The following is a 728-nucleotide window of genomic DNA, read 5'->3' as shown; positions in this document are numbered from 1 at the left end:
GCCAGGTCCCCGGAACGGTACATCCGCTCCCCAGAGGAGAAAGGATCGGGAACGAACTTCCGGGAAGTCAACTCGGAGTTATTCAAATAGCCGCGGCCAACCTGGTTGCCAGAGATGCACAACTCACCTGGAACCCCAATCGGGCAAAGAAAACCCAATCGGTCCAAAACATACGTCTTTGTATTACTGATCGGACAGCCTATTGGCACGGCAACAGAGGAGCTTCCCAAATTCGTCAGATCGCACAGCGTCGTGAATGTAGTATTCTCAGTAGGTCCATATGCGTTGACTAGCTGCAGTTTTGGATAGTCTTTCAAACAATGTAAGCATTGTTTCTGTGATATTCGGTCACCTCCGGCTATCAGGCATCTCAGTGTAGAAAAAACTCTTGGTGCTTCCTCGATCGCAGCCGAGAACAAACTTGTCGTTAAAAACACTACTGTTACGCCTTTCTCAACCAATAATGACCTTAGCTCGGAGAGATCGAACAGTTGTGTTACTCGAGCAATAGCCACACGTGCCCCTTTGAGCAAGGGCGTCCATAACTCAAATGTAGACGCATCGAATGAGAATGACGAATGATGGAGAAAGACATCCTGCATGCTAAAGCTGAAGCGGCTCGAATCTATAGTAAGATTAACGACGTTCCGGTGCTCTATCAGCACGCCCTTTGGCCTGCCCGTGGATCCCGAGGTGTAGATGCAGTAGATCAGGTCCGACGGAGAGCC

The 728-nt window shown here is 49.6% G+C and carries 1 protein-coding gene; it reads right to left on the bottom strand.

From position 1 onward, the window contains the following. Positions 1–713: AMP-binding protein (locus QEH53_RS24570; RefSeq protein ID WP_369426457.1), on the bottom strand; the 713-nt coding region annotated here is incomplete at its 3' end. Between the last annotated feature and the right edge of the window lie 15 nt (positions 714–728).

The organism is Pelagicoccus sp. SDUM812002, from assembly GCF_031127835.1.
Taxonomy (GTDB): Bacteria; Verrucomicrobiota; Verrucomicrobiia; order Opitutales; family Opitutaceae; genus Pelagicoccus.
The sequence above is the reverse complement of the archived record's forward strand: the minus strand, read 5'-3'. Positions and strand labels throughout refer to the sequence as shown.